Raw genomic sequence first — 26764 nt, forward strand, 5'->3', positions numbered from 1 at the left:
CCGCCGCGTCAGACAGAAAGGACAGCGGTACGGGTCGTGCGGAGGTAGCAGTGGCAGAACGCCCGAGGGACTGGTCGGCGTTGAAGATGTCCGGCGATCCCACGCCCGGCGATCCCGACGTGCTGCTCGCTGTCGCCGACTACATGGACGCGATGGCCCGCAACGCGGAGACCGCCGACACCGGGCTGGGCCAGGTGGTCGCCAAGAGCGGCGAGGGCGCCTTCGTCGGCAAGACCGCCGACTGGCTGCGGGAACAGGTCAGCACCGAGATGCGCGGCTTCGTCGCCGGCGTGAAGCAGGCCTTCTCGGCGGCCGGTCCGGCGATCCGCTCGTACGTCTCCGCGTTGCGCGAGGCGCAGGCCCGCGCCGACCGGGCGCTGAACGAGGCTGCCGGGGCCGCCGGCGACGAGGCCCGGCTGACCACGCTGAAAGCGGACGCGGAAGCGGCCGGCGGCGACCTGAAGCGCGCCGCCTCCACCGCGCAGCAGGCGATCCACGACGCCGCCGGATTCATCACCTCACCGAAGACGCCGAAGTCCGCGTGCGACATCTTCTGGGAGGTGTTCGGCTGGATCACCCTGGTCATCACCATCGTCGCGATCTTCATCGGCGGCCCGCTCGGCCTGATCGCCTTCGGCATGAACGCCGCCCTGGCGGTGAAGGCGATGGTGGACTTCGCCAGCGGCAAGACCAACGCTCTCGGCCTGGTGCTGGGCCTGCTGGGCCTGCTCGGCCCCAGCACCAGGCCGCTGATCGCCCTCGGCGACCTGGCGAAACTGAGCAGCACCGCGTGGCGCAACATCAAGGCGTTCGCCGGCGCCGGCGTGCAGACCCTCAGCAAGGGCATCGGCAACTTCTGGCGGATGGTGTCCACGTTCAGTCTCACCACGGTGCTGCGCGGGGTCGGCGACATCGCGGTCACGCTCGGCAACACCGTCAAGGTGGGGGCGCTCGCCATCCCCAAGGTGGTCAGCTCACTGGACGGCCTGGCCGTGCGCGGGTTCGTCACCCTGACCAACTTCACGCTCAAGACGGTGCCGGACGCGGTGGTCCGGGGCGCAACCGCGCTCCCCGGCCTCGCCGCCGACCTCGGGCGGTTCCTCAAGAACGGCGCGATCACCACCGGCAACTTCCTGAAGCAGGAGTTCGGCGGCTGGAAGTGGCTGCGCATCTTCCTGCCGCTCGCCGGACACGAGATCGGCAGGTTCGGCGTGGCCGGAGCCTTCAAACTCGGCGTCCTGGGCCGGGGCCTGGGGATGAAGCCGTACGCCGGTCTGGCCCGGCTCAGCGGCGGCGTCCGGCTCGCCGAGGGGATCACCGCCGTCACCATCGTCAAACCCGGTGGCACGCCGCCCGGCGGCGGCATCCACTTCAGCCCGGGCGGCCTGCACCTGCCGGATCTGACCGAGAACTCGTTCGGCGGCGTGAGCGTGCCCGGCGGCAACGGGGTCTCGGCCATCGGCCCCGACTTCGCCGGCTTCCGCGGTCCCCTCGCGACGCCCGATCTCGCGGGACTGAAAGGCCCGGTCGGGCTCGGGTCACGCGGCCCGCTCGCCACCCCGGACCTGCCCGGCATGCCCACCCTGGCCGGGCTGCGACCCGGTGGCGCCGGCTTCGACGGGCTGGGCCGCCTCGACATGCCGGGCGCTGTCGACCTGAGCCTGCTCAGCAAGATCGACACGTCGACGCTCACCGCTCTGGACAACAGCGTCTCTCAGGTGAAACCGCACGTCATGAGCGGGATCGGCACTGTCACGCCGCCGAACCTGCAGATCGGCAACCTGGGCGCCGGCCTCAACCGGTTCACCGGCGGGGTGGACGGTCTGGCCGGCTTCGCGGGCCCCGAGATCCGGGCGCTCAACACCGGCGACATCAGTGCGGTCCGGATCTCCGACACCGGGGTGTCGTTCAACCTCGGCGCGGCGGAGAAGGGGATCACCCCGGGCAGCCTGCCCGCCAGCGGTCTCCAGGCCCCCAAACTCGGCGCGCTGCCGAATGTGCCCGGTGGCGCGCTGGTGAACGTTCCGGGTGGTGTGACGCCGAACGTGCCCGGCGGGGCGGTGCCGCATGTGCCCGGTGGAGTGACGCCGAACGTGCAGGTGGGCCTCGCCGGCCGGGCCGACCTCGGGGACCTGCCCGGCGTCAAGCACGGCACCGCTGCGCACGTGCCGTCCGGCACCGCTCCGCACCTGCCGTCCGGCGCGATGTCCGGCCGTCTGGACGTCACATCGCCGGAGATCTCCCTCAACCGGGCCATGGACCTGCTGGCGGATACGCCGTTGTCGGCCGGCCGGCTCGACGCCGGCGTTCCCTCGCCGGCCGGCATGCCGCACCAGCCACCCCGCCCGGACCAGGCCGGCGCGCAACTCACCCACCTGCAAGCGCTCGACCAGCTCAAACGCGCCCACGACACGCTGGCGAACGCCTCCGGGGACGCGCTCTCGATCGCCCGCGCGCAGAAGGACGTGCGGGTGGCCGAGTCGCTGGTCCGCAGGACCGCGGACGGCATCCGGATCGAGCAGCCCGCGACGCCGAACCCCGGCGCCGTAGCCCGGGTCGAGGTCACACCGCCGAAGCCGGCCGAACCGGTCGGCGAGGAGTTGCGGCTTCTCCAGGACCGCCTCGCCACGTTGCGCGGCACGGACGAGCCGTCACCGGACATCGCCGGCCTGGAGCTGCAGGTGCGTCTCGACCGGCTGCGTTCGGCCCCGGAACCCGGCCCGGTACCCGACCTCGCGGATCTGCCGCCGGTGCCGACACACGCGCTCGACGACGGCGTCGGCGACCTGGAGGCGCGACTGGCCGCGCTGCGCGGCACCGACGAACCGTCGCCGGAGATGATCAAGCTGGACCTGGAACATCGGCTGCACCGGCTGCGCGGAGGCGACGGGCCTGCCGAACTGGACCCGGCCCTCTTCCCGGACGTTCCGGCACTGTCCCCGGCCGAGGACCTTGCCCGCGTCACGGCGATCCAGCGCCTCGAACGCCTGGAGAACGACCTGGGCATGGCCCGCGCGGAACAGCCGCCGGCGGCCGGTGAGCCGATCCGCGCCGGTGACCCGATCCGCGCCGGTGAACCCATCGAGGCCGGCGACTCGGTGCTGCAGGCCCGGCTGGACGCGCTCGGCCGCACCGACGGGGTGCTGGACCTGCCCGACGTGCCGCGGACCCCGCTGACCAACCCACCCGGCGGCGCGGAGCTCACCGTACGCCTGGATCAGCTCCTCGCCGACGCGCGCCGGGTGGATCTGCCGCGCCACGAGTGGCGGTCGATCAGCACGGACGTGCGTACCGCCGTCGACCAGGGCCGGCACGGCGACGCGGCGCGGCATCTGACCACGTTGCACGACCGGATCGACCGGCACATCGTGCACCAGCGGCTGGACGACTTCCGCGCGCACATCGACGCCGGGCACCACCGGGCCGCCCAGCTGGGCATGGACAAGGTCACCTGGCTGGAACACGCGGTCGGCATCGAACGGGCGGCCGCAGCCGGGCGCACCGGGGACCTGCACGCGCTGCTCGACACGTACGAGAACGCGCTGTCCGAAAGCCTCGGCCTGCAGAAACTCAACGACCTGCCGGACCCGCCGTCCGGCGGCGCCGCCGACGAGGGCGTGGACCGGGCCGGGGCAGCCGGCGACGACCTGGAGACGCGGCTCGACAACCTGCGCGGCGGCGCGGCCCGCGATCCGGAGCTGGAGACCCTGGAATTGCAAGCCCGGCTCCAGAACCTGCGCGGCGGCGGCGATATCGCCCCGGGCGAGCTTCCGAACCTGCCGGACGTGCCGGCCCGCAGCCCGGCGGACGACGCCCTGGCGGCGCGGCTCGCCGCGCTGAGCGACGACATCCCCGGCATGAGCGCGGCCGAGCGCGCCCGCTGGAACGCCGAGTTCGCCGACGCCGCTGACGAGGCCGCCGGCCTCGACGTGCTGACCCGCTACCACGACCGGGTCAGCACGCTGCGCCGGGACGCCGGACTGGCCGAGATCCGCGACGGGTCCGGCCCGCTTCCCGCCTCCGAACAGCGAGCCTGGCAGGACGTGCTGGCCCGGGTCGGCGACGATCCCACCGGGCTGGACATCGTGCACACCAGCTACGCCGCCCGGCTCACCGAGTTCCGGGTGCAGACCGGCGCCCGGATCGACGCCGCGCTGTCCGCGCCGGACCACACACGCCCGCTCGGCTCCCGGGTGGACGAGGCGCTCTCCGGGCTCTCGCCGGAACTGCGCGCCCGCAACGCCGCCGAACACACCACCTTCTCCGACCGGCTTGCCGCGCTGCGCGGTGGTGACGAGCCGGCAGTGGCCGACCCCGGCCCGGCGGCGCCGCGCGGCGGTGACGGGCCGGTCGCGCCCGGCCCGCGCGGCGACGTGGACACGCTGCTCTTCCCGGACGTGCCGACCAGCCCTGTGAAGCCGCCGGAGCCGCCGGTCAGCCCTGTGAAGCCGCCGGAGCCGCCGGCCGCGCCGAAGGGTGACGCCGGATCGCTCGAGCCGCCGCGGACCCGGCCCGGCGACGAGGTGGCCGAACGCACCGCGCCGCAGCGGCCGCCCGTCGCGGAGACGACCACGATGCCACAGCGGGATCTGCTCGGTGGCGGCAGAGCACCGGAGCCCCGCGTGGTCGAGGTCGACGCGGAACGCTGGACGCCGCTGGACGACGCCTTCCGCTTCGAGCGTGCCGGTGACGCCGAGCCGCCGAGGGTGACCCGCCCACCGGCCGGCGGCGAGCGTGTCGCGGTCCGGTACCAGCTCACCGCGGGGGAGCAGGAGACGCTCTTCACGCTGCGGGTTCATCTCGGCGGCGACGCGGCCGGGATCGCCGACGTGCAGGCCCGCACCCTCGCCGGCGTCGATCGGTACCTCAACGCGCCCGGCTACCGGCTGCCCGGGACGGACGCGCCGATCCGGGTGTCGGTCGAGTTCGTCGACGACCCGGCGCGAGCGCACGCGCACGTCACCGTGGCCGCCACCGGCACGCCGACGAACCAGGCCACCTGGGCGGCGGGCCGCCCGCCGGCGGCCTACGCCCACGAGGTGGTGCACTACCTCGGTGTCAAGGACGCCCAGCCGCCGCACGGGGCGCTGCTGCACGGGCCAGCCCAGCCCGGCCACGTCGACGGCGACCTGATGGGCGGGCACGGCCACGACGGCGAGTACGCGCTCACGCCCGGCGCGCTGGCCCAGATCGCCGACGTGCTCGCCCCGCACTTCGCCGGCTCACCCGTGGCGGCCCCAGCCGCGGTCGCCGAGCCCGGCCACCGTACCGGTGACTTCTGGGCCTCCGGGGCCGACGTCCCGCCGAACGTCAGTGAGAGGACCGCGCAGCCGGAGCTGATCCCGCTGAACACGATGAACCCGCCGGAGCGGGTTCCGGTCAACTCCCTGCCCGGTCTCTACCACGACCATCCGCACTTCCTCTACGAGGTCGACGCGATCGCCGAGGTGGACGTGCTGATCCGGCAGCTGGACGAGAGTGTGGACGCCGTGGTCCGGCAGCGGATGGACGGCTCCTGGCGGGGAACCGTCCCGATCCTGTCGGAGCGGGTGGTGCGGGCACCGGAGATCGGTGAGGCGTTGCGCGATGATCCGCAGTCGTTCTTCGTCACCGGTGGCCGCAGTTTCGACGTGCGTGACGGGGCGCACGGCTGGCATCGGGTGACGGTGGAGCCGGTCGCCGACGTGGCCGCCGCCCGAGTGGTGGATCAGTCGGCGGATCGGGCGAAGTTCGACACCCGTGCGGATCAGGCGGGTGGCTCGAAGCAGGTGGCGACCTCGGGCGCGAACGGGTCGCTGGGGGCCGGCGTGATGTTCCCGCAACGGCTGGGCTACGGCGCCGGAGGCAGCGCCGAGGTGGCGCTGGCGCGGCCGCAGGAGTCGGTCGAGACGACGGTGCGGCTGACCGATTCGCACAACGTACGCAGTGGATCCGGTTCGCAGCTGGTGGAGACGCCGGTCCATTTCCGGGTGACGGCCACCGACGTACGCGGACCGGTCACCGGCCCCGCGACGACCGGCACACCGGTGACCACCTCGGTCGCCTTCCGTTCCGTGGATGATCTCGCCACCGCCACACCCCGTACCGCCGCCAAGATCGATGTCGACGCCCGGCGGGGCGCGATGCTGGTGGAGCACTTCACCCCGGTCCGCATCCTCACCGCCGGACTCGACCTGCGCGACGGTGACACCCCGGCCACCGGCTGGAACCAGGTGGCCGAGGAGATCCTGGCCCGGCTCACCCCGACCAAGGTGGTCGCCCCGGGCACCATCGGCGCCGGTGAGGCTCGTGGCCTGTTCGCCGAATCGTCGATCATCGCCAATCTGATGCCGGCTCTGGACGGACCGGTGCACCCGCCGCTGATCACCAGCAAGCACGGCTCCCACGCCCTCTCCCTGGAACTGCGTGCCGTGCTGCCGGACCTGCTGGTGCTCGCGGACATCGGCAAGTCGTCGTTCCGCTGGCAGCCGGGTCTCACCACCGGCACCAAGGTGACGCAGACCAGCCGGGTCGGTGGTGCGATCTCCGTGGTGCCGATCCGGTGGGGTTTCGCGGCCGCCTTCACCCAGTTCCGGCTCTTCGGAGGCTTCTTCCGGTCGACGGCCGCCACTGTCGGGCAGAGCAGCACGACCCGCGCCGGCACCGAGTTCAAGGATGTCCCGAACGTCGCGGTGGAGGCGCATTTCCGGCTGACTGTCACGTCGGCGCTGCGGGAGACGCCCGGGTCCCGGATGCCGTTCACCGACGGCGCGGTCCGGCCGATGACCGTCGACCTGGTCGTCCTGGGGCGGCTTCCGCAGGAGAAGCTCACCGAGCTGATCACCGGGGAGCGCACCTTCACCCCGTCACCGCTGACCTGGCACGTGCCGCCGTACGCGCTCACCGGCGGCCGGTCGGTCACCTACGGCCTCACCGGTTTCGCCGGACTGCACGCGGACGTGACCGCCCTGGTCCGCCGTTTCGACGGTGGCTTCCTGCCGAAGTTCGGCAGTCCCGGGGCGACCCGGATGGGCAACGCCCAGGCGCCGAACGAACGCCAGGTCAACCAGTCCGAGCTGGACCGGGTGCTGTCCCCGGCCGGGCTCCGTCAGGGGATGCCGGCCCTGCTCACCTCCGGGCTCGTCGCCGACCTCGTCCGTACCTCGGCGTTCGGCACCCGGCACCTCGTGGTGCACGTGACCGGCCGCTATGCCGGTGACTTCACCCATGCCGGCGTCGAGAAGGGCACCGGGGTCCGCAACTCGCGGGTGGACGGGACGCAGCAGAAGATCGTGGCCGGCGGGCAGTGGCGGGCCGGCGCGGCCGTCGAGGGCGGCGGTGTCTTCCGGCTGGTCGGCAAGGTCGCGACGGCGCTGGTGCCCTCCGGGGCGCTGGAGTTGCGGGGCGGGTTCGGCCGGCAGAGCGGCGCCCAGCTCACCGGCCAGCAGGTGCGGCTCAACGGCGGCAGCCCGGATTCGCAGGCGTTCGGCAACCAGTTGGAGATCAGGGTCTCGGTGTACGCGTACACCGAGCGCCTCGGCCGCGACCCGGGCTCGCGAGTCGCGGTGGGCCGGGTGATCCGGCAACGGTTCCCGCGGCCGGCCGACGGGCAGCCCGCCCCCGAGACGAGGCAGGTCGCGCACATCGGCGGCGCCACCATCACCCGGTACCGGCTGACCCGCCAGCGACCGGTCACGGTCCTGTTCGACAACGCGTCGGTGACCGCGGCGCCGATCGAGCGGCCACCCGTGTTCACCCCGCGGGACACGACCGACGACCCGATGAACGTGCGGCGGGCGACCCGGTTCGACCTCGGCACGCTGCGGGAGTGGGTGGACGGCGCCCCGCGCACCGAGGTGAACGACTGGCTCTCCGTCGAGGCGATGCCGGGCAGCCCGTTCGTGCTGAAGCTGGCCCGCAGCGTCGTGGAGGCCACCCAGCTGTACACCGACCGGGTGTCCCGGACCAGGCTCGACGGCCTGCGCGGCACCGACGCGCTCCTGGAGGGTATGCCGCTGTGGGCCGGGTTGCTGCGCCGGTTCACCGAGTCGGAGCAGGCCGGCGCGCTGCGCTCGATGATCGAAGGCCGATGGCACGTCGACAAGGTCGCGTCGGAGAACGACGGCGCGGCGGTGGACCTGGTGGTCTCGGCCGCGCTGGCCAATCCGGAGATCATGCCGGCCTACGGGCTGATCACTACCGAGTCGGCGACGGCCGGTGGCGTCGAGGTGGACGCGGCCCGGACGAGCCAGTGGCAGGCGGCCCTGCGGGGCAACGTCTCGGCCAATCTCCGCAAACCCGGCGACACCACCAGTACGAGCGGTGGCGGCGGACTGATCAACGCCGGTTACGAACGGTTGCTGTACTCCCGGGAGAACCGGGACAGCGGGAGCCTGTCCGGCGCGATCGAGCGCAACCTCAACAACCGCAAGGGCAGGACCCGGTCGTACCTGGTGAAGTTCGACATGCGGGTCTCGGTGGGCGCCGAGGTGACCACCGATCCGGCGCGGTACGCGATCATCCCGCAGGCCGTGCGCACCGGCGACTGGCTGCACCACCACAAGTCGGTGCGCCGCGACGGCGTCATCACCAACGCCGTCTACCTGCGGCTGCCGGCCGACGTCGTGGCGAGGCTCGGGCTGCTGCCCCGCCTCGGCGGCGACCCGGCCGGATTCGGGACGCCCTGGATGCCCGGCCCGGCCACCCCACTGCGGCTGCTTCCCGGCCACGGCCCCGGGCTCGGGTTGTATGCGTTCCGGGACACCCCCGCGCTCACCGGCACGATGACCGAGGCGCTGACCGCGGCCCTGACCCGGCTGAACCCGGCCCAGCGGGCCACTCTGGAGAAGGTGCTGGGGTCGCTGACCGGCGCCGGCCTCGACGACCCGATGCTGAACCGGCGCCGCCTGCTGCATCTGCTGACTCCGGCGGGCATCGCCCATCACTGGCCGGCGATGGTCGACGGCGGGGCGTCGGTGCTGCACGTGGCGCCGGGCCGGATGTCCCAGCACGCGCGGGACGTGCGGCTGATGGCGACGGTGACCGGGCCGCCGGAACTGGAGGGCTTCGTCGCCGGTCACGACGACCTGGACATCAAGACCACGCACGTGTGGGACACCGGTTCGACGGTGCAGCGCACGCACGGCGGGACGATGATGGCGGGGGCGGCGGGCACCGGCGTGTCCAACCACCACGGCGAGAACCTCGCGGCCGGGCTCGGCGACATGGTCGGCCGGTCCTCGCAGGTGGCCAACTCGCAGGGCAGCGGCCGGACGACCGTCGACACGCAGCTCAGCTCCGGCCGGGGCGTCAAAGCCCGGCTGAAGTTCCCGGTCACGTTCTCCCTCGTCATCCTCGACCAGGGCAAGCGGGTCGACTCGGAACTGCTCACCGTGCACGACCACGTGGTGCAGGACCGCTGGGCCGACGACCTGCGCCCGCCGCGGACCAGCCCCGGCACGACGCCGTCCCCGTACCGGATCGTTGCGCCGGGCGAGAGCGGGCCGGGCTGGCGCACGCTCAACGGCCTGCCGCTGCCGCCGCGCTTCAGCGCGGAGGATCTGACCCCGATCACCACCTTGCAGGGTACGGTCGGACAGCTCCTCGGTGACGCGGCCAAGCGGCTCTCCACCCCCGGGTACGCCGGGGCGCACCAGATCCACCAGAGCCTCACCCCGGAGCTGCTGCTGCCCGCCGTGCCCCGGATGCTGACGCCGGAAGGCCTGGAGCTTCCCGCCGTGACCAGCGCGCAGATCTTCGGCCAGCAGGCCCGGGTCACCATCCGGCTGATTCCCGAGGCGGCCTCGCTCAGCGGGGTCAGCTCCGGGGTGTTCCGGGAGCACGCGCCGCAGCAGACGTCGGGGTACAGCACGGGCACGAACACGATGGTGCAGACCTTGCGGGCGCCGCGGATCCCGCTGCTCGGGCGGGGATACGCCGACGACCCCTACCAGGCGCTGGAGGCCGGCGGGCCGGGCATCGCGGCCGGTGACCTGCAGGCGGCCACGGACAGCGGCAACACCGCGACCGGCGAGCTGGGCAACGTGAAGCCGGAGAGCCGGTCCGGGCTGATCGACTACCTGAGCCGGGTGGAGGTCACCGTCAGCCTGCCCCGGACGGCCGGCTTCACCCGGACGGTGAGTGCCGGCGGCCCGGTCCTCACCGTGTCGCTGCGGATGGGGCTGCACGACGTGCGCACCGCCCTCGACATCGCCCGGCAGGACGACGGACTGCGCGAGGCGTTCGAGGCGATCGTCACGAACGAGGCCGAGCTGGCCCGGGCAGCCGACGCGTTCGTGACGGCCGCCGACGACCTCGACGGCGCCCGCTACGACGCGCACGCCGAGCCGGCCGGCAGCGAGGCCCGTGCGGCGATCGAGGCGCGGATCCCCGGCCTGCTCGACGCATGGCAGCAGGCCGGTGGCCAGTGGTGGGCGCTGGAACAGCGCCATCACGAGCTGCTCGACCGGTTCCGCGACGGGCACCTCGGCGTGGCGGCCCAGGTCGCGGATCCGGCCGGCCTCGCACGGCACCTCCGCGACCTCGTCACCGTGGAAGAGGTCCGCCCGGAGGGTGTGCCGCTGCCGCCGTCGCCGGCTGAGTCGGTGCGGGAGGTCGAGGTGCGGCCGGAGGAGGTGCCGCTGCCGCCGTCGCCGGCTGAGTCGGTGCGGGAGGTCGAGGTGCGGCCGGAGGAGGTGCCGTTGCCGCCGTCCCCGGCCGAATCGGTACGGGAGATCGAGGTGCGGCCGGAGGAGGTGCCGTTGCCGCCGTCGCCCGCCGAGTCGGTCACGGATGCCGAGGTGCCGGACCAGCCGGTGCCGCAGGCGATCACCTATCTCGATGTGCCGGGCGACGGCCGCTGCCAGCTCTACACGGTGATCGCCACCGATCCCCTCCTGGTGCGTGACCGCCTCGCCGCCGCCGGACTCGGCTCATCGCAGCTGCACACCTGGCTGAGCGACCCCGCGGCCGTGCGGGCCCAGGTCACCCTCTGGACCACCAGGCCGGTACGCGACCAGCGTGGCCTGGTGCCCCGGTCCACCGAGCTGGGGCAGGCCGCCGAGCTGCTGCGCTCCCTGGTCGCCGCGCACCTGGACGGGATCGGCCCGGCCGGCGTGCCCGAGCAGGTGCGGGCGTCGCTGCGCGGCAGCATGGTGGACAGGGTGCGGGAGGACGCCGCCGCGCTGGACCGGCAGAGTCTTCTCGACCGGCTGCACGCGGCCGGCATCCGGACCGTCCGCTCCGGCGGGATGCTCCCGGTGCCGCTGCTGCGCGACCGGTACCTCGACGTGCGTACCCGGGAACTCGCGGACGGCGGCGAGCCCGCCGCCGCCCGTGCCCGGGCCGAGTCGGAGGTGCCGCTGCAGCCGCCGCTGCCCGGATCGGACGCGCAGAACCTGGCGGACGGCGCCCTCGGCATGCAGCGCATGCTCGATTATCTGACCGGACGCGGGGAGAGCCCGCGCCTCGGCGATCTGAGCGACGAGACACTGCGTGACCTGTACCTGGAGCACCACCACGACCGGGGCCGGCCGTTCAGCGAGGCGGAGTTCGACGCCCTGCGGAGGGCGGTCAAGCACTGGGAGAGGTACTGGGCCGGCGAGCTGGGGGAGACGTTCCTGCCGCTGCTGGCGTTCACCCTGGGCGTGCGGTTCCAGATCGAGCAGCCCGATTTCGGGTTCACCGGGTTCGGGCCGCAGGACGCCCCGCTCCTGACGGTGCACCGCGCCGGCAACCACTACCAGGCCACCGTCCCGGCGGCGGCCGGGCCGGACCCGCGGATCCGTACCCGGTACGTGGCGCTGCTGACCGAGCGGTACATCGCCGCCGGCATGGACCCGGCCGTCGCGGCCGTCCTGGCCGAGGGGACGAACGCCGGCCCCGGCACGATGACGGCGGAGCTGGCCGGGCTCAGTACTCCGGCCCCGTGACCCCCTGCTCGCCGAGGATCCGCTGAAGCTCCCGGGTGGCGTAGTACGCCCGGGACTTCACCGTGCCCGGTGGCACGCCGAGCGCTCCCGCGACCTGGGTGTGCGTCCGATCCTGGTAGTGCATCCGGAGCAGCGTCTCCCGGTGCGACGGCGACAGGGTTCGCAGCGCGCCGAACAGCACCGTGCGGTCCAGCACCGCCTCGTACGCGAACTCGCCGGGCTCCCAGACCGTCGCTGTGACGTCCTCGTCCACCTCGGTGGGCCGGGCGGCGTGCCGGCGGGTCCAGTCGATGGCGACGTTGCGGGCGACCCGGGACAGCCACGCCTCGGGGGAGCGGGCGCTCGCCACCACCGTCAGGTTCAGCCAGGCCCGCAGCAGCGTCTCCTGGACGATGTCGTCGGCCCGGTCCGGGTCGCCGGGCAGCAGGCGGCGCACGTACCGGCGCAGCGGTGGGGTGCTCTGTGGCACCAGGACCTGTTCGAACCAGCTTGCGAGATCCTCGCCGGCCGTGGTCGTCATTTTCGGACACGCACCTTTCTCGGCCTCAGCCCACGGTGCACTGAGGACGGTCGAGGTGACGTTATTCGTACGCTGATATGTTGATCTAGACCGAAAAAGGTATTTTCATGCCTTGTTCATGTGCCGGTCTCAGCGCGTGGAACCGATCACCGGCACGTCGGAAACCGTCAACCTGAGCAGGTCCTCGGTGGACGGGTCGGCCAGATCGGCGACGCGCTGCGCCTGGTGCTCGGTCATCCGCTGGAAGACCTGCCGCGCGGCCCTGCCGTTGCCGAAACCGTGCGCCCGGTCGAGCGTGGCGAAGTAGGCGTGCAACGCCTCCCGGGCGTCGTCGGACAGCCGGTACTCGTGCTGCCCGCACTGCGACTCGACGATCGCGGTCAGCTCGGCCGGCTCGTAGTCCTCGAACGTCAGGGTGCGGGAGAACCGGGACGCCAGGCCGGGGTTGGAGGCCACGAACCGGCCCATCTCCTCGGGGTACCCGGCCACGATCACCACCACGTCGTCGCGATGGTCCTCCATGAGCTTCACCAGGGTGGCGATCGCCTCCTGGCCGAAGTCGTTGGTGTGCCCGGGCGGCACGAGCGAGTACGCCTCGTCGATGAAGAGCACGCCGCCGAGGGCCTTGCGGAACACCGCCTGGGTGCGCGGGCCGGTGTGCCCCACGTACTCGCCCACCATCGAGGTCCGGTCCGCCTCGACCAGGTGGCCGCGTTCCAGCATCCCGAGCGCGGTCAGCAGGCGCCCGTAGAGCCGGGCCACGGTGGTCTTGCCGGTGCCCGGGTTGCCGGCGAAGACCAGGTGACGGCTCAGTGGCGGCGCGGCCAGCCCGGCGTCCTGACGACGCCGTACCGTCTGCATCAGTTTGATCTGCGCGCCCACGTCCTGTTTCACCCGCTCCAGGCCGACCAGCGCGTTCAGTTCCGCCAGCAGTTCCGGCAGGTCGGACTGGTCGGCCGTCCTCTCGCCGGGCGGCGGCGCGAGCGCCGGCCCACCGGCGCCACCCGCGAGGGCGGGGGAGGGCGCGGCGACGACCGCTTCCGGCCGGAGCAGGGATTGGGGTACGCCGGTGAGCCGGATCTCCTCGAAGACCGGTTCGGCCGAGTCGTCCACGTCGACGTCCACCTCGGTGTCCCTGATCCGGCACCGGGTGATCTTCGGGTCGGCCGCGGCGCCGACGTGCACGGCGGGGAAGGCGCTGCCGGTGAAGACGCAGTCGGTGAACGTGCCACCGCCGCTCTCCGCCACGAACAGGCTGTTCTTGGCTCCGCCGGTGCAGGAGCTGTCGCGCACCTGCGGGGCGGCACCGGTCCAGACCACGATCCCGGACCCGCCGGCCTCGTGCACGGCGCATCTGTCCACGGTGCCGCCGCTGTCCTTCTCGAAGACGATGCCCGCCGTGCCGGGACGGTCGATGCGGCAGCCGGTCAGCGCCGCCGACGACCCGCCACTGATCTGCACGCCGGCCCGGTCGCTTCCGGTGACCACGCAGTCGGTGATCCGCGCCGGCCGGTCCGAGCCGATCGCCACGCCGTTGCGGTTGCCGTCGAACACCGCACCGCTCACCGTGGCCTCCGCGTGCTCCTCCACGCTGAGCCCGGCGAGACCGCAGTCCCGGACCCGGGCGCCGGTCACCTCGACGACGCTCGTGCCGGCGGCGTGCAGGCCGTGCTCCGCCGAGGGGCCCAGCCAGGCGCCGTCGACGCGGAGCCGTCCCGAGCCGCCGACGTGTACCGCGCTGTAGGCCGAGGGTCCCACCACGGTCTCCGCGAGGGTCAGCCTGGCCCGGTCGGTGACCAGGACGCCGTTGCCGCCGGAACCGCGTACCGTCCCGCCGGTGACCGTCACCGTGGCCTCGCCCTTGCCGACCACCCCACTCGCGCGGGCCCGGTCGACGTCACACCCGGTGGCGACGAGTTCGGCGTTCTCGGCGGCGACCATGGCCGCGCCGGCCACATCGGTCAGCCGGCAGCCGGTGAGCTCCACCCGGGCCGTGCCGGTGACGAGCACACCGTCGGCGCCGCTGTGGTCCATCGAGGAGTCGCGGACGGCCACCGATGCCGACTCCTCGGCCAGGATCCCGTGCCGGCCGGGCGTGGTGATCGAGCCACCGGCCATCTCGACCCGGGCCTGGCCACGCGCCCGCAGGCCCGAACCGGACACCGCCCCGATCCAGGTGTCGTCCAGCGCCAGCCGCGCGGCACCTCCCGCCACCGCCCCGATCCCGTCGATTCCGGTGATCGCGCAGTTCTCCAGACGGGTGCTGCTGTCGCCGAGGGCGTACAGGCCGGCCAGCCGGGCGCCGGTGAAGCGGCAGTCGCGCAGCACCGGGGTGGCGGTTCCGGTGACCTCGACCCGGCCGTCGCGGAACTCGCAGCCGGTCACCTCGGCGGCGCCCCCGGCCACCACCAGCACCGGTTCCCCGGGGTCCGTGCCGGTGAGCACCAGATCGGTGAGGACGGCGGCGGCGTCGACGCGGACCGGTGTGGAGCCGGTCAGCCAGACGGTCCCGCGTCCGCGCTCGGCGGTCAGGCGTACGTCCCGGTCGATCGTCAGGTCCTCGTGGTAGCGGCCGGGCGCGATCATCACGGTGTCGCCGGGCGCCGCGGCCCGTACGCTCGCCATGATGGTCTGCGCGGCGCCCCGCTCACCGGGCGCGACCCGCAGATGATCGGTGGCCGTGCCGCCCCGTCGCCCGATCCGCATCCGCACACTCCTTGCGGGCCCCAGCGGGTCCCCGTCGATCCGGTCCGGCGCAGCGCCGGCGAAGCCAGAGGTCAGCCAGGGCCGGCGCCGCCCGGCGCGAATGGATCATCGAGCGCGACCCCGGGCCGGACGACGTTAACACCGGGACACCCCGGCAGAGATGTACGGAAAACGGACCCGCAGTGAAGATCAAGTAAGACGGGCCGGTACTGCGGGATCTTCTTGTCATACCCCGCGGCTACCGTGTCGCCGCCGTCAATTGATCGAGATCGAGGAGTCGTCAGGATGCGCTGTTTCGAGCACCGGGGTCCGGCGTCGGCGAAGTTCTGGTGGGTGTCGCGGGACGGTGCCGTGGTGACCGTCCGGTTCGGACGTGCCGGTGCCGCGGGGCAGACGCGGGTGACGCAGTTGGCCGACGAGGCGGCGGCGATCGCACATGTGGAGGGCCTGGTCTCCGAGAAGGTGAAGAAGGGGTATGTGGAGACCGCCGCCGACACCGCCGCGGCGCCGGGCGGCAGCGCGGCGGACGAGCCGGTCGTGGTGCGGGACGAGGATGCGCTGGTGCTGCCGGCCGAGTGGACGCGCAAGGTTCAGCGGCGGCGTGGTGGCCGCGTGGGTGGTTCGTTACCGCGGCTCGCGGGTGCGGTGGCGAAGGCCGCGGCGGTCATGGAAGCCAAGAGCACGGAGCGGGCGGAGGTGCTGGCGGCGCCGAGGAGTGATGGTGAGCTGGTGGCCGCGGCCGAGGGGTTCCTGGACGGCAGCCGGGTGACGCCGCTCGGCGCGGCGGCGGCCGTGGTGGCCTCGACCCATACGTGTGAGCATCGGGAGTTCGGGCAGCTGGCGGCGCTCGCCGACGGGTGGATCGCGGCCCACGGGTTGACGTTCGCGACACGGGCCGTCGCCGAGGCCGCCGGTCTGGACGTCAGAGGGCGGAGCTTCAGGATTCCCGGTGACCTGCGCCGGGTGACGCCGGCGGACGTCGGTGGCCGGTGGAGTTTCGATCCGTGGCTGCCGCTGGCGGAGCGGGTGCGGGCCCGGCTCGCCGTCGCAGGCGACGCCGAGTACGAGGAGGCTCGGCAGACGCTCGGGGAGTATCGCGCGACGGTGCAGCGCACGATCACCACCTATCTGATGCCGACCGAGTCGGCGTGGGTCGAGGAGGACTGTGGTGCCGATCTGCGTCGCATCGAGTTGGTCGGGTTCGCGGTCTCGACGCCGGAACAGTGGGACCGGCTGGCCCAGAAGATCGACGCGTTCGATCTGAGGCTGCGGGGCGGATTGCTGGCCACGCTCCTCGAGGGCGTCGGGGCGGTGGTGGCGCCGCGCCTGATCGCGTTGCTGAACAACCCGCACGCGTACAGCGACCAGCGGCGGGTGTTGATCGATGGCCTGGCGTTGATTCCGACCGACGAGGCGTTCGGCGCGCTGGTGCAGCAGGCGGACGACAAGCTGGCCGCGGCCGGGCTCAGCGAGGCGATGCAGCGATTCCCGGTGCGCGCGCTGCGCCTGCTGGGGATGGCGGCTGGCGAGCCGGACGGGACCCGGGGGCCGGCGGCCGAGTTGTTGCGCCGGCATGTGACGGCGAACCCGGAGGTGGCGCGTGCGGCCTTGCCGTCGTTGCCGGAGGTGGCCCGGCGGCAGGTGGAGTCGATCCTGGCATCGTTGTCGACGGTGCCGCAGGCGCCGGCGGCGTCGGTGCACCCGTTGCTGGCGACACCGCCCTGGACGCGTGCGCGGACGGCCGCCCGGCCGGTGGTGGTGGAAGGGCTGACGCCGCCGGACGTGCCGCGGATGTGCTGGGCTTCCGGGGAGCGCGAAGCGTTGGTGCCGGAGTTCGTGGAGCCCGGACCGGAGGACGCCGCCGGCCTCGAACGCTGGGAGCAGGAGGCGGCGAAGCTGCGCGAGGGCCGGATGACCCACGCCGCCGACGAGGAGCGGTTCTTCGTCAACGCGCCGCGGTCGCTGGCGCTGGAACTGTTGCCCGGCTGGCGTCCGATGGGTTTCTGGTCGCCGGGATGGACCCTGCCCCATCTGCTTTTCCGGTTCGGCGTGGACGCGGTGCCGGTCGTGGTCCAGCGCAACCGTCAACGGGATTCGCTGGACGTCTACGGCCCCCTGTTGCTGCCCGCCGAGGGAGCCGAGGTCGCCGCCCTGATGGCCGATTGGCTGGACCGGCTGAAGTCGGTGCGCTGGATCGCGGTGAGCTGGCTCCGGCGGCACCCGGAGGCGGCGGCCCGTGATCTCATCCCGGCGGCGGCCGGTCCGATCGGCGCCGAGCGTCGTGCGGCGGAGCAGGCGCTGCGGGTGCTGGTAGCGGCTGGTCACGCCGACGTGGTGCGGGCGGCTGCCGCTGCCTACGGCGCTGCCGCGGCGTCCGCGGTGGAGCCGTTGTTGTCGGTCGACCCGGCGGACGCCGTGCCGGCACGGCTACCGGACCTTCCGCATTGGACCGAGGATGCCGGTTCGCTGACGCCGGTGCTGTCGCGCGATCGCCGTCATGCGTTGCCGCCCGAGGCGGTGCGGCACCTGTGCACGATGCTGGCGTTGTCGCGCCTGGGCCTGCCGTACCCGGGTTTGGCCGCGGTGCGGGAGACGCTGGACCCGGCGGCGCTGGCGGAGTTCGGCTGGTCGCTGTTCCAGTGCTGGGAGTCGGCGGGGTTCCCGCCGAAGCAGAGCTGGGTGCTGGAGGCGCTGGCGTTGATCGGCGACGATGACACCGTGCGCCGGCTCAGCCCGGTCGTGCGGGCCTGGCCGGGCGTGGGCGGCCACGCGCGGGCGATGATCGGGCTCGACGTGCTCTACGCGATCGGCTCCGAGACGGCGCTCATCCACCTCCACGCCATCTCCCGGAAGGTGAGGTTCGAAGCGCTGAGGGACGGCGCGGACAGCCGGGTCCGGGCGGTCGCCGCGGAGCTGGGATTGACCTCCGACCAGCTGGCCGATCGGCTGGTTCCGGACTTCGGGCTGGACGATCGGAACACTCTCACACTGGACTACGGCCCGCGTCGTTTCGTGGTGACGTTCGACGAGCAGCTCAAGCCGGTGGTGACCGATGAGGACGGCAGGAGGCGCAAAGAGTTGCCCAAGCCGGGCGCCCACGACGACGAGGCGCTCGCGACGGCGGCGTACAAGAGGTTCGCCGGGTTGAAGAAGGACCTGCGGTCGGTGGCGGGGGATCAGGTTCGCCGGTTGGAGGAGGCGATGGTGATCCGGCGGCGGTGGTCCGGTGCGGAGTTCCGGCGGCTGCTGGTCGGGCATCCGCTGATGGGGCATCTGGCCCGGCGTCTGGTGTGGGTGACCTACCGCCCAGACGGGGCGGTGGGCACGGCGTTCCGGGTGGCCGAGGACGGCAGTGCGGCCGACGTCGACGACAAGGCGTTCACCGTGGGCGACGACGACGTGGTCGGTGTCGCCCATCCCGTGGACCTGGAGGCCGACCTGTCCGCGTGGACGGTGTTGTTCACCGACTATGAGATTCTTCAGCCGTTCCCGCAGCTCCAGCGCCCGGTGCGGCGGCTGACCGCGGAACAGGCCGCACAGCGGAGACTGCCCGAGTTCGTCGGCGTCGACGTCCCGGTCGAACGCTTGCTGACACTGGAACGTCGCGGGTGGTGGGGGCGGAGCGTGCCGATGGACGCCGGGATTCAGGACACCATGGAGTGCGACCTGCCGGGTCCCGGATGGCTGGATTTCCCGCTCGATCCGGGTATCTCGGTCGGCGACGTCTACGACCAGCCCGCGCAGATCCTCCGCGACGCGCGGCTCACCGGGGCGGAGAACTTCGCCGCCCTCGATCCAGTGATCGTCTCGGAACTGCTGTGCGACCTGCACTACCTGGTCAACGGCGGATCTCCGCGATGACTGGACGGCCGGCCGGCCGCCTCGCGCCGGCCGGCCGCTCAGGTCACCAGGCCCCGGCGGTACGCGTACACCACGGCCTGCACCCGGTCGCGCAGGTCGAGCTTGGTGAGGATGCGGGACACGTACGTCTTGACCGTCTCGTGGCTGATCACCAGCGCCGCGGCGATCTCGCTGTTGGACAGGCCCTCCGCGATGAGCCGGAGCACCTCCAGCTCGCGCGGGGTCAGGGCGCCGCCGGGCGGGTCGCCGTCGGCCGGGCGGATGCGGGCCGCGTACCTGCCCACCAGCTGCCGGGTCACCTCCGGGGCCAGCAGCGCGGCGCCGGTCGCGACAGTGCGGATGCCGCCCAGCAACTGCGCCGGTGGGGCGTCCTTGAGCAGGAAGCCGCTGGCGCCGGCGCGCAGCGCCTCGTAGACGTACTCGTCGAGGTTGAACGTCGTCACCACGAGGACCTTCACCGGCTCGGGGACGCCGGCGCCGGCCAGCAGGCGGGTCGCCTCGATGCCGTCGAGCACCGGCATCCGGACGTCCATCACCACCACGTCCGGCCGGAGCCGGGCGGCCAGGCCGACCGCCGCGCGCCCGTCGCCGCACTCGCCGACGATCTCCATGTCGGGCTGGGCGTCGATGATCGTCGCGAATCCGGCGCGGATCAGTTCCTGGTCGTCGCAGACCAGCACCCGGATCGGCGCTGTCACGACGGGCTTCCGGCCGGGATCCGGGCCCGCACGAGGAAGCCGCCGCCGTCCTGCGCGCCCGCGCTGAAGTCGCCACCGAGGACGGTGACCCGCTCGCGGAGCCCGGCTAGGCCGCGCCCGCTGCCGCCCGGGGACGCGCCGCCGGATCCGGAACCGTCGGTGCTGACCTCCACGGTCGTCTGCCCTTCCCCGTGATGAACGTGAACCCTGGTCCGGCTGCCGTGCGCGTACTTCAGCGCGTTCGTCAGCGCCTCCTGCACCACCCGGTACGCCGCCACCTCGGCGCTGCCGGCGCCCGCCGCCGGCGTGCCGTCCCGGACGAACTCGACCGGCTGCCCGGCCTGCCGGGTCTGGTCGACGAGGGTGTCCAGGTCACCGACGGCGGGCGTACGCGGGTCGCCTGCGCTGTGATCCGGGTTGAGCAGGTCGAGCAGCTGCCGCAGGTCGCCGATGGCCCGGCGGCCGGTGCCGGTGATCGCGGTCAGGGTCTGGTCCAGTTTGTCCGGTGCGCCCGTCAGGTAGCGGGCCGCCTCGGCCTGCACGACCATCGCCGTCACGTGATGGGTGACGACGTCGTGCAGTTCCCGGGCGATGCGCGTGCGTTCCGCCGTACGGGTGGCCTCCTCGACATGGCGGCGGCGTTCCGCCTCGGCGGCCCGGGTCTGGCGCAGCCACGCCCCGATGCCCCACGCGAGCGCCATCAGCAGGTAGAACGTGGTGAACCCGGTGACACCCTCAGCCGAGCCGAGCCGGTCGAGCGAGATCGCCAGGGCCACGTACGCCGCCGAGCCCAGACCCGCGACCACCCAGCGGCGCCGTTCCGCGTAGGCGCCCGCGCTGACGAGCGCGATGGCCAGCGCCGCTCCCGAGACGGTGTGGTAACCGCGGAGCTGGTCGATCGCGAAGCCGAGCGACACCAGCGCGAGGCAGACGACCGGCCACCGGCGGCGTACGGCCAGCGGCAGGCACTCCAGGGCGACGACACCGACGGTCAGCGCGTCGTACGGGTGGTCCGGAAGGTCGCCGACCTGCGTACCGTGCTGCTCCAGTGCCGGGGCCACCGCCGCGAGGGCGAAGGCGAGGGCGAGCGGGAGATCCCGGACCGTGGTCGGCCACTGCCGCCACAGGTCCGGGAGTCGCCGGAGCTTGATCACTGGGTGACTGTAGCGGTCGCCGGGGCCTCCACCGTGCGGCGCCGGCGCGGGACGATGTGCCCGCGGCGCTTGGCCAGCCAGAGGAACACCACGGTCAGGACCACGCCGGCCAGCACCGCGTACAGGCTGCCCTCCGGCCCGAAAGCGCCGCCGCTGAGCGCGACCGGCCCCGACGTCGAGGCCTCGAGCAGCCCCTTCGACTCGCCGTTGCCCGAGACCGCGACGCTGAAGATGCCGCCGGCGGCGAAGTTCCAGCCGAAGTGCAGTCCGATCGGGACCCACAGGTTCCGGGTGGCGGCGTAGCAGGCGGCCAGCATGAAGCCGGCCTCGATCGCGATGGCGGCCGCCCCCCACACCGTGGCGTCCGGGTTCAGCAGGTGCATCGCGCCGAACACCACGCCGGTCAGGCCGAGAGCGATCCAGGTGCCGGTACGCTCCTCGATGATCCGGAACAGCACCCCCCGGAACAGCAGCTCCTCGGTGACGGCCGCGGCCGCCATGAACCCGAGCAGACCCAGCGCTCCCGTCGGCGAACCCCAGCCCTCGACGTGGTACCCGCCGAGGAACGCGATGTTGGCGATGACGGCCGCGAACATGGCGAAGCCGATGAGCGTCCCGCGGCCCAGCTTCCCGCCCCAGCCGTCCGGGCCGAGCTCGGCCGGCTCGCGGCGCTCGGTGCGCCGCACGACCCACCGGTAGACGACCACGCCCAGCACCGCCGTCACAGCGCCGATCACCAGGGTGAGGAGGAAGCTGCCCTCGGCGGCGGCGGCGGCGGCGCCCTGCCCGCCGACGACGGCGACGGCGAGGACGGCGAGCAGCTGCTTGACGAATCGCATGATGACTCCTTCGCAGACCGCGACCGGAACGCCGCGGACAGGAAGAAACCTATGGATTTCCGCCGCCACAATCGTCACCGTGTGGTGGACACTTGCGGGTAGCTCGCACGGGGGACAAGACCCCGCTCGACCTCGGGCCGGGTAGGGGGTGTACGAGCGCCGCCCGCAGCGGCAGGATGGTCCAGCAGGGTGACCGTCCCGGTGGAGCCGCCGGGCATCGCATCGAGGGGGATGCCTCCATGACAACGTGGTCCGTGCGCCTGGGAGCAGCGGCGGTCGCCTTCGGAGTGGTCGTGGCGAGCGCGGTCGTCCCATCGCCCGCTGCGGGTGTCGAGCGTGAGAGCGGCTACTCGGCGCTGATCCGCCGGGCCTCGTACGGTGTCCCGCACATCACCGCCGGCGACTTCGCCGGTCTCGGGTTCGGTGTCGGCTACGTGCAGGCGGAGGACAACATCTGCGTCATCGCGGAGAAGGTGGTGACGGTAAGCGGTGAGCGGTCCCGCTGGTTCGGGGCGGCGGGGCCGGACGACGCCAACGTGCGCAGCGACCTGTTCTATCGCAAGGCGATCGACGATCGCGTCGTCGAGCGGCTGCTGGAGGGCCCCCGCGACGGCGTGCTGTCGCCGTCCGACGACGTCCGCGACCAGATCCGCGGCTTCGTCGCCGGCTACAACCACTTCCTGCGCCGCACCGGCGTGCCGAACCTCACCGATCCGGCCTGCCGGGGCAAGGCATGGGTGCGCCCGCTGACCGTGACGGACGTCTGGCGTACGTCGTGGGCCAGCATGGTCCGGGCCGGCTCGCGCGCGCTGCTGGACGGCATCGTCGCCGCGGCGCCGCCGGCAGCGTCCGGGACCGCGGGCACTCCGGATACGCCCGGGGCCGCCGCGGTGGTCGCCGCCCGCGACGGGGCGAGCTCCGGAATCGGCAGCAACGCCTACGGCCTCGGAGCGCGGGCCACCACGGGCGGCGGGATGGTGCTGGCCAACCCGCACTTCCCGTGGCAGGGCGCCGAACGCTTCTACCGGATGCACCTCAAGGTGCCCGGTCGCTACGACGTCGAGGGCGCGGCGCTGATCGGGGACCCGATCATCGAGATCGGGCACAACCGTACGGTCGCCTGGAGCCACACCGTCTCCACCGCACGCCGGTTCGTCTGGCACCGGCTGAGTCTCGTGCCGGGCGACCCCACCTCCTACTACGTCGACGGCCAGCCCGAGAAGATGCGCGCCCGCACGGTCACGGTCCAGGCCGGGGCCGCCGGCGCGGTCCGCCGGACCCTGTACGACACCCGCTACGGTCCGGTGGTCGTGGTGCCGGGGACCTTCGACTGGACGGCGGCCACCGCCTACGCCGTCACCGACGTCAACGCGGGCAACAACCGCGCTCTCGACGGGTGGCTGCGGATGGGCCAGGCCACCGATGTCCGTCAGCTCAAGGCGGTCCTCGACCGGCACCAGTTCCTTCCGTGGGTCAACGTGATCGCGGCGGACTCGCGCGGCGAAGCCCTGTACGGGGACCATTCGGTCGTCCCCCGGGTCACCCATGCGCTGGCGGCCGCCTGCATCCCGGCGGCGTTCCAGCCGCTCTACGCCGGTAGCGGCCAGGCGGTTCTGGACGGCTCCCGCTCGGACTGCGCGCTGGGCACGGACCCCGACGCCGCCGTCCCGGGCATCCTCGGCCCGGCCGCCCTGCCGGTGCGTTTCCGCGACGACTACGTCACCAACTCCAACGACAGCCACTGGCTGGCGAATCCGCTCGCGCCGCTGGAGGGCTTCCCGCGGATCCTCGGCAACGAACGCACCGAGCGCAGCCTGCGCACCCGGCTCGGGATCGACCAGGTCGAGCAGCGCCTCGCCGGCACGGACGGCCTGCCCGGCAAGCGTTTCACCACCGACCGGCTCTGGCGGATCATGTTCGGCAACCGGGTTCACGGGGCTGAGCTCGTCCGCGACGATCTGGTCACCCTCTGCCGGCAGCAACCCACCGCCACCGCGTCGAACGGCGCGACCGTCGATCTCGCCGCGGCCTGTGCGGCGCTGGCCCGCTTCGACCTGCGCGTCGACCTGGACAGCCGCGGGGCACACCTGTTCACCGAGTTCGCCCTGGCGGGCGGCATCAGGTTCGCCGACACCTTCGACGTCACCGACCCGGTGCACACCCCGCGCCGGCTCGACACCACAAGTCCGCGGGTACGCACCGCGCTCGCCGACGCCGTGCAGCGGCTCGCCGGCATCCGGCTCGACGCGAAGCTGGGCGACATCCACACCGACAGCCGCGGCGAACGGCGTATCCCGATTCACGGCGGCCGCGGCGAGACCGGCGCCTTCAACGTGATCACCAACCCGCTCGTGCCGGGCGTGGGCTACCCGAAGGTCGTCCATGGCACGTCGTACGTGATGGCCGTCGAGCTCGGCCCGCACGGCCCGGCGGGCCGGCAGATCCTGACCTACTCGCAGTCGACGAACCCGAACTCACCGTGGTACGCCGACCAGACGCGCCTCTACGCCCGGAAAGGCTGGGACACCGTCAAGTACACCGAGGCCCAGATCGCGGCCGACCCGAACCTGCGGACCTACCGGGTGGTCCAGCGGGGACGCTGACGCTGAGCGCCCCGGCCACTGCCCGGCCGTGCGGCGCTGCGTCGCGGGCTGCTATTGCCGCGGCACCGCGCCCTCCTGGCGACCGGCGACGGTCGTACCGGGCGTCGATCTCCGGTGCGCGATGGCAGGATACCCGGTCATGGATCATCACGAGCGATTTCGTCGTGCGGCGATCGGGCGGGGCATTCCGGAGGAGGAGGTCGGCAGGTTCGCCGAGTTCCTCCGATTCGAGATCCGGACGAGCCGGAGCCCCACCGGCGGGGTGGTCGGGCAGCACGGCGGGCTGCCCGCACTACCGGTGGGCATGGAGTGGCCGTCCGCCGAGTTCGGGCCGCTGCCGTTCATCGCCTCCTTCGACTGCGCGGCGCTTCCCCGCGTCCCCGGCCTCGCCCTGCCGGTGGACGGTTCGCTGCTGTTCTTCCTGGACCGCGAGTTCGCCTTCGACGCCGGGACGGCCAACGGTTCCGTGGCCGACGAGCAGGAGTTCGCGCGGGTCGTGCATGTGCCGGCCGGCACCGCCACCGTACCGGTGGAGGCACCTGCCGGTTCTGACGCCGTCACCCCGGAGCATGATCTCTTCGCCACGGTCGCCGCCGATCTGCCCGTCTGGTTCGACGGCCGTGAACCCGAGTCCACCCGGACCGACAACGGGGAACACCTGGCTCGCGATCTGCGACACCTGGATCAGCTGTGCGCGGTCGCCACGGAGCTCTGGCCGCAGAACACCTGGCCTGACGTCTATCTCGGCGGATACACCGGCAGCGGCGCGTCCATCACCGGCTACATGGACGAGACCCCGGAGACCGAGATGGCGGTCGACAACCTGGAAGCACGCCAGAAAGCCGGCGACATCGTGATCCTGGAGGGGGAGTGGGAGCTGCGTCTGGAGGAGGAGGCACTCCGGGTGATGCGCGAGTGGGTACCCCTCGCCCAGTTCGCCACGGTGGACGCCTACTGGGGTTGCTTCATGATCCGGCACGAGGACCTGGCCGCCCGCCGCTTCGACAAGGCGCTGTCCCGGACCCAGTTCACCGAATAGGCCGCCGCCGGCGTACGTCCCGCGGCGTACGCCGACCGCCGCGCTCACCCGGAGCGAGAACGTCGATGCGTCTCACCGTCCCTCACTACTGCGAGAAGCCGGGTGCGGGATCTTCCGCACTTGCCCGGCTGCCGCGGCATCCCTGCGCCGGCGAGCCGGATCGCGCGGTTACGCGAGAACCGGGAATAGCCGGCGGCACAGCGGCGATCCACGCATGCGGATAGCGCGTACCGTCAAGGACGGATCGGTTCGTCAGCTGACTTGACGGCCGGCGCCCATCGGGTGCGCTGCCCCAGACCTCGGTAGCCAGACGCGGCACCGCCTCGTCTGAGGGCCGAGCGGTGGCAGACAACCCCCACCCGTATGTCGTCTCGACGGCGAGGTGCGGCGGGTCATGGGCATCAGCCCTCGCCACCAGAACTCCGGACGGAGCCGGCACATCAGTCATGTGATCCGGCCGGGCGCTTCCGTGCCCGGCGGATCAGGGCACCGACCGATCCGTGGGAGGTCCAACATCATGACCGTAACGACCGCCTATCCGGTACGCGTCGACGCGCGCCTGGACTCGCACCTGTCTCGTTGGCTGTGGCTGGTGAAGTGGGTTCTTGCTGTTCCGCATTTCATCGTCCTGGTCGCCCTGTGGATCGCCTTCTGCGTGGTGTCCGTGGTCGCGTTCTTCGCGATCCTGTTCACCGGCCGGTACCCCCGGAAGATGTTCGACTTCAACGTCGGAGTGATGCGCTGGACCTGGCGGGTCAACTACTACGCCTACAGCGCGCTGGGCACCGACCGGTATCCGCCGTTCACCCTTGCCGAGGTCACCGAGTACCCGGCGCACCTGGAGGTCTCGTACCCGGAGCACCTGTCGCGTGGGCTGGTGCTGGTGAAGTCGTGGCTGCTGGCCCTGCCACATCTGCTGATCGTCGGCATCCTGGCCGGCGGCGGCGCCTGGTTCGCGGCCAACTCCAACACCGACGACTACAGCTGGACCGGTGGCGGCCTGATCGGGCTGTTGGTGCTGGTCGCCGCGGTCGTTCTGGCGGTCACCGGCCGGTACCCGCGTGGCCTGTACGACTTCATCTTGGGCCTGAACCGGTGGGTGCTGCGGGTCGCCGCGTACGTCGCGCTGATGACCGACGCCTACCCGCCATTCCGCTTGGACACCGGCGGCCAGGATCCGGCGACCGCCGTCATCCCGCCCACCGGCACGGAGCCCGACTCACCACGCAGCTGACCCGGCCGTCCGGCCGTGCACCACTGACGCACACCGTTGTCCGCTGGGAGCCCGAGGCCGAATCGCCACGGGCTCCCCACCGACAAGCCCAGAAAATCTGTGTCGCGCCTACTAGACTTTCTCGGCGGGGCCGGTTAACGTTTCTGTCGTTGACAGCAAAGATCGTTGAAGACGCAGACGTAGCAGGCCGAGCGTCAAGCA

General features: G+C 72.6%; 10 protein-coding genes. 5 read left to right on the top strand and 5 right to left on the bottom strand.

Features of this window, described 5'->3' with window-relative positions; translation table 11 throughout:
• Nucleotides 1–50: 50 nt before the first annotated feature.
• Entirely contained in the window at nucleotides 51–11909 is an 11859-nt protein-coding gene (locus AB0F72_RS34225; protein WP_360440374.1) for a hypothetical protein, read from the top strand.
• Here the strand turns inward: AB0F72_RS34225 and AB0F72_RS34230 are convergent.
• The gene (locus AB0F72_RS34230) at nucleotides 11890–12429 is read right to left on the bottom strand and encodes a sigma-70 family RNA polymerase sigma factor (RefSeq protein WP_360440377.1); all 540 of its coding nucleotides are present in this window, start codon (nucleotides 12427–12429) and stop codon (nucleotides 11890–11892) included. The two genes, AB0F72_RS34225 and AB0F72_RS34230, sit on opposite strands and share 20 nt — an antisense overlap.
• A gap of 129 nt (nucleotides 12430–12558) precedes the next feature.
• Nucleotides 12559–15135 carry a right-handed parallel beta-helix repeat-containing protein gene (locus tag AB0F72_RS34235; RefSeq protein ID WP_360440380.1) on the bottom strand — a complete coding sequence of 859 codons (2577 nt, stop codon included), beginning with the start codon at nucleotides 15133–15135 and terminating at the stop codon, nucleotides 12559–12561.
• A gap of 285 nt (nucleotides 15136–15420) precedes the next feature.
• Here AB0F72_RS34235 and AB0F72_RS34240 point away from each other — a divergent pair, with 285 nt between their 5' ends.
• Nucleotides 15421–18996, top strand: coding sequence for a DUF4132 domain-containing protein (locus AB0F72_RS34240; RefSeq protein WP_360440383.1), 3576 nt, complete (start codon nucleotides 15421–15423; stop codon nucleotides 18994–18996).
• A 38-nt stretch (nucleotides 18997–19034) separates the two neighbouring features.
• Here the strand turns inward: AB0F72_RS34240 and AB0F72_RS34245 are convergent, their stop codons facing one another.
• From AB0F72_RS34245 to AB0F72_RS34255, 3 genes are read right to left on the bottom strand one after another with little or no spacing between them, the layout of a single operon-like run.
• Nucleotides 19035–19694, bottom strand: a complete 660-nt coding sequence (locus AB0F72_RS34245) for a response regulator transcription factor (protein ID WP_360440386.1) — start codon at nucleotides 19692–19694, stop codon at nucleotides 19035–19037.
• Nucleotides 19691–20848: a histidine kinase gene (locus AB0F72_RS34250; protein ID WP_360440389.1), complete on the bottom strand. Its 1158-nt coding sequence runs from the start codon at nucleotides 20846–20848 to the stop codon at nucleotides 19691–19693. Before AB0F72_RS34250 ends, AB0F72_RS34245 begins: the two co-directional genes overlap by 4 nt.
• The gene (locus tag AB0F72_RS34255; RefSeq protein ID WP_360440392.1) at nucleotides 20845–21687 is read right to left on the bottom strand and encodes a CPBP family intramembrane glutamic endopeptidase; all 843 of its coding nucleotides are present in this window, start codon (nucleotides 21685–21687) and stop codon (nucleotides 20845–20847) included. Before AB0F72_RS34255 ends, AB0F72_RS34250 begins: the two co-directional genes overlap by 4 nt.
• Nucleotides 21688–21926: 239 nt before the next feature.
• On the opposite strand from AB0F72_RS34255, the gene AB0F72_RS34260 reads away from it, so the two are divergent.
• From AB0F72_RS34260 to AB0F72_RS34270, 3 genes are all read left to right on the top strand, one after another.
• The gene (locus AB0F72_RS34260; protein WP_360440395.1) at nucleotides 21927–24290 is read left to right on the top strand and encodes an acylase; all 2364 of its coding nucleotides are present in this window, start codon (nucleotides 21927–21929) and stop codon (nucleotides 24288–24290) included.
• A 139-nt stretch (nucleotides 24291–24429) separates the two neighbouring features.
• Nucleotides 24430–25329, top strand: a complete 900-nt coding sequence (locus tag AB0F72_RS34265; RefSeq protein ID WP_360440398.1) for a DUF1963 domain-containing protein — start codon at nucleotides 24430–24432, stop codon at nucleotides 25327–25329.
• A 517-nt stretch (nucleotides 25330–25846) separates the two neighbouring features.
• The gene (locus AB0F72_RS34270; RefSeq protein WP_360440401.1) at nucleotides 25847–26563 is read left to right on the top strand and encodes a DUF4389 domain-containing protein; all 717 of its coding nucleotides are present in this window, start codon (nucleotides 25847–25849) and stop codon (nucleotides 26561–26563) included.
• Nucleotides 26564–26764 lie beyond the last annotated feature (201 nt).

This window comes from Actinoplanes sp. NPDC023936, assembly GCF_040639325.1.
In the GTDB taxonomy this organism is placed as follows: Bacteria; Actinomycetota; Actinomycetes; order Mycobacteriales; family Micromonosporaceae; genus Actinoplanes.